Source organism: Nocardia citri, assembly GCF_054065835.1.
Map to the genome: position 1 here is coordinate 208,149 of NZ_JBSUQM010000004.1, position 10,033 is coordinate 218,181.

At 64.3% G+C, this 10,033-nt stretch carries 10 protein-coding genes; 5 read left to right on the plus strand and 5 right to left on the minus strand.

Annotated features, from left to right (window positions below; genetic code table 11):
• Positions 1-37 precede the first annotated feature (37 nt).
• Both ACW2Q0_RS08965 and ACW2Q0_RS08970 read left to right on the plus strand, forming a co-directional pair.
• On the plus strand, positions 38-1,210 hold the full coding sequence (locus ACW2Q0_RS08965; protein ID WP_457188102.1) for a permease: 1,173 nt from the start codon (positions 38-40) through the stop codon (positions 1,208-1,210).
• A 139-nt stretch (positions 1,211-1,349) separates the two neighbouring features.
• The gene (locus ACW2Q0_RS08970) at positions 1,350-2,657 is read left to right on the plus strand and encodes a family 1 glycosylhydrolase (RefSeq protein WP_457188104.1); all 1,308 of its coding nucleotides are present in this window, start codon (positions 1,350-1,352) and stop codon (positions 2,655-2,657) included.
• Here ACW2Q0_RS08970 and ACW2Q0_RS08975 read toward each other — a convergent pair.
• The 3 genes from ACW2Q0_RS08975 to ACW2Q0_RS08985 are packed head-to-tail and all read right to left on the minus strand — an operon-like array spanning position 2,641 to position 6,067.
• A complete protein-coding gene (locus ACW2Q0_RS08975) occupies positions 2,641-3,576 on the minus strand; it encodes a hypothetical protein (protein WP_457188106.1) in 936 nt (311 codons plus the stop codon). The two genes, ACW2Q0_RS08970 and ACW2Q0_RS08975, sit on opposite strands and share 17 nt — an antisense overlap.
• Positions 3,573-5,021, minus strand: coding sequence for an aminotransferase class I/II-fold pyridoxal phosphate-dependent enzyme (locus ACW2Q0_RS08980; protein ID WP_457188108.1), 1,449 nt, complete (start codon positions 5,019-5,021; stop codon positions 3,573-3,575). Before ACW2Q0_RS08980 ends, ACW2Q0_RS08975 begins: the two co-directional genes overlap by 4 nt.
• The gene (locus tag ACW2Q0_RS08985) at positions 5,018-6,067 is read right to left on the minus strand and encodes a helix-turn-helix domain-containing protein (RefSeq protein WP_457188110.1); all 1,050 of its coding nucleotides are present in this window, start codon (positions 6,065-6,067) and stop codon (positions 5,018-5,020) included. The genes ACW2Q0_RS08980 and ACW2Q0_RS08985 overlap by 4 nt, the downstream gene beginning before the upstream one ends.
• A 404-nt stretch (positions 6,068-6,471) precedes the next feature.
• Between ACW2Q0_RS08985 and ACW2Q0_RS08990 the strand changes: the two genes are divergently transcribed.
• Together ACW2Q0_RS08990 and ACW2Q0_RS08995 are read left to right on the plus strand one after the other, a co-directional pair.
• The gene (locus tag ACW2Q0_RS08990; RefSeq protein ID WP_457188112.1) at positions 6,472-6,804 is read left to right on the plus strand and encodes a hypothetical protein; all 333 of its coding nucleotides are present in this window, start codon (positions 6,472-6,474) and stop codon (positions 6,802-6,804) included.
• 196 nt (positions 6,805-7,000) lie between these two features.
• The gene (locus tag ACW2Q0_RS08995; RefSeq protein WP_457188113.1) at positions 7,001-7,714 is read left to right on the plus strand and encodes a DsbA family oxidoreductase; all 714 of its coding nucleotides are present in this window, start codon (positions 7,001-7,003) and stop codon (positions 7,712-7,714) included.
• Between the two features lie 13 nt (positions 7,715-7,727).
• On the opposite strand, the gene ACW2Q0_RS09000 is transcribed toward ACW2Q0_RS08995, so the two are convergent.
• Together ACW2Q0_RS09000 and ACW2Q0_RS09005 are read right to left on the minus strand one after the other, a co-directional pair.
• Positions 7,728-7,889 (minus strand): hypothetical protein, encoded by a 162-nt coding sequence (locus ACW2Q0_RS09000; protein WP_457188115.1) that lies wholly within the window; start codon positions 7,887-7,889, stop codon positions 7,728-7,730.
• A gap of 145 nt (positions 7,890-8,034) precedes the next feature.
• Positions 8,035-9,057 carry an MspA family porin gene (locus ACW2Q0_RS09005; protein WP_457188117.1) on the minus strand — a complete coding sequence of 341 codons (1,023 nt, stop codon included), beginning with the start codon at positions 9,055-9,057 and terminating at the stop codon, positions 8,035-8,037.
• Between the two features lie 331 nt (positions 9,058-9,388).
• Here ACW2Q0_RS09005 and ACW2Q0_RS09010 point away from each other — a divergent pair, with 331 nt between their 5' ends.
• A complete protein-coding gene (locus ACW2Q0_RS09010; protein WP_457188119.1) occupies positions 9,389-10,027 on the plus strand; it encodes a hypothetical protein in 639 nt (212 codons plus the stop codon).
• Positions 10,028-10,033: the final 6 nt, after the last annotated feature.

Consider the following 10,033-nt stretch of genomic DNA (forward strand, 5'->3'; position numbering starts at 1 on the left):
CGCGTCCAGAGCAGTCGCATCCCACCGAGACGAGGTTGTGGTGAACGCTATCTGGCACGCGTTGTCCCTCGCTGGGTCGATGACCTGGGAGATCCTGTGGGCTCTTATTCTCGGCTTCGCGCTTTCGGCCGTCGTGCAGGCGGTGGTGCGTAAGTCGACGATTCTGCGACTGATGGGCGACGATCGGCCGCGCACCCTGGCCATTTCCGCCGGACTCGGCGCGGCCTCCTCGTCGTGCTCGTATGCGGCCGTGGCCCTGGCGCGTTCACTGTTCCGCAAAGGTGCGAACTTCACCGCCGCGATGGCGTTCGAAATCGGCTCCACCAATCTCGTCATCGAACTCGGCATCATCTTGGCGCTTTTGATGGGCTGGCAGTTCACCGCCGCCGAATTCGTCGGTGGACCCGTCATGATCGTGCTGCTCGCGGTGCTTTTCCGAGTATTCGTGCGGTCCGAGCTCGTCGACGAGGCCCGCCGCCAAGCCGATCGCGGACACGCCGGATCGATGGAGGGCCACGCGGCCATGGATATGGCGGTCGCCGCCGAAGGCTCCTTCGCGCGAAGGCTGCTCTCGCGGCCGGGGCTGACCGCGGTCTCCCACGTATTCGTGATGGAATGGGCCGCGATTCTGCGCGATCTCGTCCTCGGTCTGCTCATCGCGGGCGCGATCGGTGCGTGGGTGCCGGAGACGTTCTGGCAGAACTTCTTCCTCACCGATCATCCACTGCTGTCGGCCATTTGGGGACCGATCGTCGGGCCGCTGGTGGCGATCCTGTCGTTTGTCTGCTCTATCGGCAATGTGCCGCTGGCCGCGGTGCTGTGGAACGGCGGCATCAGTTTCGGCGGCGTAATCGCCTTCATCTACGCCGACCTGCTGATCCTGCCGATCCTCAATATCTACCGCAAGTACTACGGCACCCGCATGACCCTCACCCTGCTCGCGATTTTCTACACCGCCATGGTCGGCGCCGGGTATGTCGTCGAATTCCTCTTCGGCACAACAAATCTCATCCCGTCCGAGCGCAATGCCATGGTGATGGCGGAAGGGATCCGATGGGACTACACCACCTGGCTCGATATCGCCTTCCTGACCCTCGCCGCCGCATTGATCACCATCTTCGTGCGCACCGGAGGAATCCCGATGCTGCGGATGATGAACGGCGCCCCCGACACCCGGCACGATCACGACTCGCCGCACACCGGAATGTAATCCGATCGCTCCGTCACCGAAACCAGCCGGGCGACAGCGGCTTGCGTGTGATTTCGGCCGCGCCACCGAGTGCACCCCTACAATAGTTGGCGCGCCGAGGCTCAGCGCGGCAAGCCCCGACGAACAGGAGCGCCATCCGATGCGAGTCCGTGCCCTCTGGGTGGCCGCCTTGGCCGCCGCACTCCTGCCGAGTTCACCCGCCTTCGCACAGCCCGAGCCGCCCGCGCAGGTCGCGCCGCTCGGCCCGGATTTCCTCTGGGGTGTCGCGGCCTCGGGCTTCCAGTCCGAAGGCCATGCGCCGGACAGCAATTGGAGCCGCTATGTCGCGGCCGGCGAAACCGATGACCCGTACCGGGATTCGGTCGACTTCTACAGCCGCTCTGCCTCCGATATCGATCTGGCCGCGGGCTTGGGAGTGAAGATATATCGGATCAGCATCGAATGGGCGCGCGTGCAGCCGCGGCCAGGCATGTGGTCGGACGAGGGATTTCGCTTCTACGACAATGTGCTCGGGAAGATCGAGGCGGCCGGTATGCGGCCGATGATCACCCTCGATCACTGGGTGTTCCCGGGCTGGGAGGTCGATCGGGGTGGCTGGCGCAACCCGGATATGGTGGCGGACTGGCTCGCCAATGCCCGCACGGTCGTGGACCGCTACGCCGCGCACAACCCACTGTGGGTCACCTTCAACGAACCCACCTTTTACGGCCTCAACGAACTGCGCCACGGCGGACTGCAGATCACCGACCTGTCCACCATGCTGGACCGGGTCGCCCAGGCGCACAACATTATCTACGACCACATCCACCACGTGCAGCCCGGTGCCATGGTCACCAGCAACGTGGCTTACATCCCGGCGGCCGAGGATGCGGTCGACAAGCCGTTCATCGATGAGGTCGCCGCCAAGCTCGACTACATCGGCATCGACTACTACTACGGCCTGACCCCCGACACCGCAACCGTGCAGGTGGCGAACCTGACCGCGCTCTGGAACAACCCGCTGCAGCCCGAGGGCATCTACTATGCGTTGCGACACTATTCGCGCCAGTTCCCCGGCAAGCCGCTCTATGTCGTGGAGAACGGCATGCCCACCGAAAACGGTAATTCACGCGCCGACGGCTACACCCGTGCCGACGATCTACGCGACACCATCTACTGGGTCCAGCGCGCCAAGGCCGATGGTATGAACGTCATCGGCTACAACTACTGGAGCCTGACCGACAACTACGAATGGGGCAGCTACACACCGCGTTTCGGCCTCTATACCGTCGATGTGCTCACCGATCCCACGCTCACCCGCAAGGCCACCGACGCGGTACCCGCCTATACGGCGCTCACCCACGACAATGGTGTCCCCGGCGACTACCGCCCCACCCGGGCACCTCAGCCCTGCTCACTGGTCGACGCGGCAGCCAGCTGCATCGATCCGGTCACGGTTGCGCGCTGAAAGCAGTCGCGAAACGACTCTTCAGCAGGGCTGCGGTGGCCGCGCTGTAGGCGTGGCTGGCTTCCACCGGACGCAGGGTCGGGTAGTTCGAGCGATGCGTGACGATTACGCCGTTCGGCAGGGTCACGGTGCGATCCGGGACAGTGGCAACACAATTGCCGCCCGATTTGGCGACGAGATCGACGATCACCGCGCCGGGGCGGAGTGCGTCGAGTGCGGTGGCGTCCAGCAGCAGCGGGCCAGGGGCGCCGCGGTGCACGGCGGCGCAGATGAGCAGGGCCGGCGATTCCGCAGCCAAGTGCCCAACAAGCGCATCCGGATTCGGCAGGAATGTCTTGGCACCGTGCAGGACTGCCGTGGATTCCTGTTCCGGACGATTGCCCATCGCGGTCGGCTCGTCACCATGGACGGCCGCGGCAGTGACAGCGGAGAGTCCGGCCTGTCCGCAACCGAGGATCAGCGCACGCACGGGGCCATTGATCGATAAAAGCTCTCGTCCCTGCTCGTAGGCGACCGCACCCGCTATTCGGCTCATCGCGGAGAGCGCGTCGATATCGGGGCGCGAATGTGGAATGGTTTCATAGCCGACGGATTCGATACCTCGCGCACGTAGTCCAGTAATAACATCGTGACGATGCATCGGATCCTGGAATCCGATAAGGGTCATACCGGGCCGCACCGAATCCAATCGGTACACCGGAGGTTTAACCCACACCACGACATCGGCGCCCGCGAAAATCTCGGCACGCTCACCCACCCGCGCCCCGGCTGCCACGTAGTCGGCATCCTCGAACCCTACGGACCTGCCCGCATCGTGCTCGACGATGACCCGCCCGCCCGCGAGCCCGCGCACATCGTCTGGAATCAGCGCGACGCGCCGCTCCGCAGTGGCCGTCTCGCGAAGAACTCCGATAATCATCGCACGGCAGCGCCTTCGATCACCGGCAAGCCACATTCGGCAAGCACCTTGGGATAGGTCAGCCCACCCCGGATCTCCTCGAGCAACCGCTCGAGCCGGTCGAATAATTCGTCGACCAGATCCGCCGACTCCTGCCCCGGTGCCTTGCGCGCGGCGAGCACATTGAAACGAACGCCGAGGCGCTCGGACCCGGTCCGATCCAGCGCGACACTATCGATCCCGGCACCGGCGAGCAGCAGATCCTCGATCTCCGCACTGGTTCCCACGCCCGCCTGGTCGAGGACCGCGTGGTCGAATACCACGCTGAGGAACATGCCCTGGCGACTACCCAACGGCCGAATTACTTTCGCACCGAGGCGCGCATTGATCGCATCGATATGGCCGTGCGCGCGTTCCAGCTGGGCGAGCATCCGTACGCGGTTGTTCGCGAAGTAATCCTCCGGTGTGTGTTCGACGATCGCCCGCGCCAGATGCGTCGACTCGCGCTGGAACGAAATGGTCAGCCGCTCGCGAATCCTGGCGAGCCATTCGGCGTCACCCGAGCAGGCGGCGCCCAGCTTGCACGGCCCGAAGGCGTTGTAGCCCTTCGAGTTTCCGGTAATGGTCAGCACCTGGTCGTAGAGTCGACACACACCGGTGTCGGTCGCGACCTCTAATGCGGCGATCGGAATATGCTGCGCCACCAGGCAATCGAAGGCCATATCGCAGATGACCGGCACCCGCCGCGCCGCGAGCACCTCGCCGATCGCCAGCAAATCCACGGCCGAATAATCGGTGAATACCGGATTTCCGGGCAATGTGAGCAGCACCCCGCACAGTTCGCCACGTTCGGCGAAGTAGTCCAGGCAGGAAGCCAGCAAATCCGGATCGATCTTGAAGGAGTCGTCCGGCGCGACCGGACACGCCTGCATCCGCAGACCGTACTTCTCCACATGAATGCCCGAACTCTTGTACAGGCCTTCCGGATACACGATCACACCGCCGGGGCGGGCGAGCGTCGCGACCGCCTCTTCGAGCAGCATGGTGCTCGAGTACGGGCAGACGATGACCTCCTCCGGCGACACCCGAACGCCCGGCACCGCGTCGTCCGGCTCCGTCAAGCGCCCGAACAGCCTGTGCGCTGCCAACTCTCGCAAGACCAGCGGCTGTCGTTTGTGATAGAGCGTACCGTCGGCATATTCGTCCGGCGGTTGGGTGTGCAACAGCTCACGCCAAGCCAGATCCAGTGCGGCGCGGGCACTTTCGGCCAGTGGCAGCCCCGTCTCGCCGTGGTAGGCGTCCAGCACATCCGAATATGTCCGATTTCCCGTTCCCGCGAACTGCGGCCGGACACCCAGATGTCGACGCACTTCCCGCTTGCGCTCCTCGGAGCGATTGGTGCGCGCGGCAAGGCTGGGTGCCGGTGTCCGCCAAGGCAGCCGATCGGTATCAGCTTGCCGAGTCACGACACCTCACTTTCGACGGGCGGCTCTCCCGGCGCGGTCATCTCGCGCCAACTCTGTTCCAGCGCCGCACGGAACAGATCACGGCAATCGCCCTCGGTGAGGCGCTCGTAACCCGCCAGTTCCGGTGACGCGACGATATCGCTGACGACAATGCCCGAACCGGCGACCTTGAGCTCGTACAGGCGCTCGAACCGGCGCACTGCGAATCCGACATCGTGCTTCAACGCCGAGAACCGGGTCGCGACGCGAGCCTGCCGGGAATAGTCGTATTCACCTACCGCGACGTACTTTTCGTCGACGATCAACATGCTCTGCGCATTGCGCGCGTGCTCGCGCTTGACCAGCACGCTCTCCACACCGGCACGCGCCTGTTTCCACAATTTGTCGTCATAGGGCCAGACATCCTCGATCGTGTCGAGGACATACATGCGCCGCACATCGATTCGGGGCGGATGGGTCTTATCGGCCAGGCGCAGGATCGCGGCGTGATAGTCGTCGCCGACATCGCCGCCGATGGTGCCCAGGTCGGCGGTGTGGATTGCGCGGACAGACGACTTCGCCTGCTCGAGGATCATCAACCAGTCGCTGACGGTATTCCATTCCCAGACGGTCGCACTGCGCGAAGGGATCTGCGCCAAAATCTCCTCGGCCCGCTCCAGCTGTCGATCCGCGATCATGCGCAGCGGTTCGATCTCCTCCCGTGCGAAGGTCGCATCGATCAGACTGCCCGCGATGCCGAGCGCCCGCTCGACGAGTTCAGGGTCCTTGCCGAGCAGGACATTGAAGCGCATCCGCAGATCGTGGTACGCGCCGCCGGCGAGATCGTCGGCGATACCGTCGGTGGCGGGCAGTTCCTGGCCGAGTGCCAGGCTCAGACGTTCGCGCAGCGGTAGCGGCGGCACTCGAGACCCATTCTCGATCTGCTGGATCAGGCTGCGCGAACAACCTGCCTTGGTCGCGAGTGCGGCCTGGGTGAACCCGCGTTCGGTGCGGAGCCGACGGACCAGATCCCCGACCTGCTCACCGTCCGGCCCTGAGCCAGCCATGCCACGCCTCCTGATCCCTGCGGTCGGTTTCTTCAATGCTCACGATGTGTCATCCGACGTCATCATAGCTACGTTACGCCGCGAGCCATCGGTAGCAGCGGCGAAAGTTTTCTGGTCGATCGCTGGAAACCGTTCGGACGGGCGGATATTGCGCGAGGCCGCTCCGATACCTACGCCCCGTTTCGCACATCGCCTCACTCAAAGCTGCTCTATTGGAACATATTTCAGATATATTGCAATCAATATGCTTTAATCTAAGCAATTTTGATTGAAAAATATCATAGGATAGCTTTTATGCTTAGTTGACATCCAGAAGTAGCGATCCATAGCATTGCTTTCAGCGTCATATCTGATCCGGAGACCGATTCCGGGACAGATGGTTTCGATCGACCACGGGAGGGGTCATGACACTGCGGCTAACCGACTGGTTGATCACCAGCGACACCACCCCCGAAACCGCCCACGACACGGGCAGCGGCTGGGTACTGAGCTGGCTGCCCGGCCGACTGCTGACCCGGGAGCAGGCCGTAACCGGCATGATCCTCGACGAAACCCTCAGCGATCCGGATCCCGCGGATTACGTGCTCGCCATGGAAATCGCCGCCATCCGGGCCGCCGACCTCGGCCTCGAATTGTCCCAGGCGGTCGTGCTGCTGCACGCTCGCATCGTCGAACGCGACCGACGCCGCAACGACGCCGACTGCCGCATCGCGGTACCGACCACACCGGCCGCGTAACGGCAGTTGGCGCCGCGGCGGGGTCGGCGCCACCTGACGTCGCGCCGAAACAGGGGCCGGCGAGTACCGCTCGCCGGCCCCTGTTTCACGCTCACCGTCGCCCGCGGCGGCTCGTTCGCAGGCACGGTCACCGGGGAACACATCCGGTAACCGAGGTGTTGTGAACTCGGGAGTTCCAACGAGAGTGAGGTCGACAGTGCGGGTCGAGATCTGGACCGATATCAATTGCCCCTTCTGCTACTTGGGCAAAAAGCGGTTCGAACAGGCATTGACCGGCTTCCCGCACCGTGCCGACGTCGAGGTGGTGCACCGCTCGTTCGAATTGGATCCCACCGTGCCCGCCGACGAATCCGGCCCGGTGATCACCAAGATCGCGCACAAATACGGCATCACCGAGGCGCAGGTCGCCGCCAATGAACGCGGCATCGGCGCACAAGCCGCCGCGATCGGCCTGCCGTATCTGACCGAGGGTCGCGACTACGGCAACTCCTTCGATATGCACCGCCTGCTGCACTTCGCCCTCGCCGAAGGCAAACAGGACGCCCTGCTCGACGCCCTCTACCACGCGAATTTCGCCGAAGAACAATCCCTGTTCGCCGATAACGAGCGCCTGATACGACTCGCCGTCACCGCCGGACTCGACGAAGCAGCGGCACGCACCGTCCTCGACGACCCGGATGCCTACGCCGATGCCGTACGCGCCGACGAGCAGGAAGCGGCCCAACTCGGCGCCCGCGGCGTACCGTTCTTCGTCTTCGATCGCAAATACGGCGTCTCCGGGGCACAACCATCCGAGGTCTTCGCCCAGGCGCTGGACCGGGCGTGGGCTGATCGGGAACCGGTCATCCAGACCGTCGGCGGGGCCGACCTCTGCGGTCCCGACGGATGCGAGCTACCTGCGCGGAATTAATTGCGGCACAGTCCTATTCGGATTCATCCGCAGTCTGTTTCGCGGTTGGACCGAGGCGCACCACACCCGCGTCGAGGTCGATCTCGACGCGCGGTCGGTGCATCTGACCGTCGCTGTCCGCACTGCCCTCATCGGCCAGCTTCTGTCCCGGAAACAGTTCACCGATAACACCCATACTCCGACGATAGTCCGCAATTGCGAGGGGCGTCCCGCGCTACGGCCGCCCCGCTCGACGTTTACCAGGGCCCATCGCAACAGCAGGTATTGGCCCGACCAGCTCGAATTCCTCTAGCGCGTCCTCGAGCCTTCGTGTCCTGGAATCAGAAGGTGAACTGGCGGCCGTAGGCGGTGGTCTGCACAGTTCCCACCGGGGTACCGACCGAGGCGGTGATGAACGGGACGGCCGACACCGGTGACGCACACTGGCCGATGTTCAACGCGGCGTTGTTGAAAATGAAGTGGTAAGGGAACGCGGTCTTTTCGTCCAGATTGGACGTCACCGTCGTGACGGTGGTGATCTGGCCGGGTGCCAAGGTGGCTTCCAGGACCTCTGTCACGCCCAAGAGCCCGCCGACAGACGGTCCGAGGCTGAAGCTGGGCGGGCTGGCCGAGGTACTCGTCGGGGATGTGGTCTCGATACTCGGCGAGGTGGTCTCGATACTCGGCGAGGTGGTGGCGACGCTCGATGTTGTGGGCACCGGCGGGAGTGTCACACTCGGTGTTGTAGGCACCGTGACCGTCACACTCGGTGTCGTGGGCACCGGGACCGTCACATTCGATGTCGTGGGCACCGGGACCGTCACATTCGATGTCGTGGGCACCGGGACCGTCACATTCGATGTCGTGGGCACCGGGACCGTCACATTCGATGTCGTGGGCACCGTGACCGTCACACTCGATGTCGTGGGCACCGGTGTGGGCGTCACATTCGGCAGGCTGGCGGCAATATTCGAATTGCTGAAAGTGGGGGTAATGTTGCCCACCACCCCCTGATTCGGTTCGATTCCGACCGTGACGCCGCCGGCCACACTGACCGCGCAGCCGAGGATAAACCCTGCGACGGCCTGACCGGACGTCACCCCATCGCCCTCCACATTCAGCGAGTAGTCGCCGGACAACTGCGCGGCATGCGCGAATGTCATGAGGTAGTTCGGAGTTCGGTCGCCGGCTGGGTCCACCCTGACGTTTTCTACCGATGCCATCAGATGAATCCCGGCTCCGGACACGTCTGCACCGGGCGGCGGTTGGGCATGGCTCGGCTCGGTGCCACCTGGCCGCAGAACCACAACAGCCAGGGCGGCCGCGACCACACCGGTCGCGATAACAACGGATGGAGGTCGCATACCTGATCCCGTTTCCGAATCGGATGTACACCAACGGCGGCGAAATCGCTTACACAGGCCCACTTGGCTAATGACTGGCAAGCGTAGCTTGATATCGGCCCAAAGCCTCCAGTTAGCCGGGCGTGTCGCACACCGGCCGCGCGCAGCCATGAATTTGCCGGAGTGTTCAACAATTTGCACCGATTCGGCCGTGCGCGCCGCTTAAGCTGACTGCGCCGCAACACGAAACACACACTCGAAGTCGACAAACTCTGAGAGACAGACGTCTAGGAGGTGCGGAATGCCGGAAGTCCGTCGTTGGCGGCGATCACGTCCGATATTGATTGCGAGCATGTTGCCATTTGCGGTTGTCCTTGGAACCGGAGTAGCCACCGCATACCCGGACGAGACCGCGCGGATACCTGCCACACCGCCGCTGACAGCGGGCTGGCTACCGCAGAAGCCGCTATCGGGTCGGTCGCCGGTCGGCATCGCAGTACCTTTCGGCACACAGCGCGGCGATCGAGCTGTCGGCCGAGGGAATCCGTTCGCCGCCGACAGTTGGAGCCGAGCCCAGGCGGTGGACGCTCCGCAAGCACCGCCGGCCGTGGATCAGGAGCCGATCCAGGCGTTCTGTGCGCACATCCCCGTAGATCCCGGCAGATGCACCGCCACCGCTGTCGACGCGGGCCTCGGTGCGGCAATCGGTGCCGGCGTCGCCGCGGGCGCGTCCGCGCCGGTCGCGATAACCATCGGGCTGGTGGGTGCCGCCGCCGGATTCGTCGCCGGTATCCCATTCCTGCCGACCGGCTTGGTTGCCGGCCCGCTCCTCGGTGCGGCCGTCGGCGTCGCCGTCGTCGCCGTACCCGCCGCCATACTAGGCGGAGCGCTCGGGGCGGCGGTCGGCGCGATCATGGGCATCACCACGCCCGGCCCGCAAGCGGACGGCCGAACCGATGGATCCGGCGCGCCCACCACCTCGCCGAGTTGACACGCG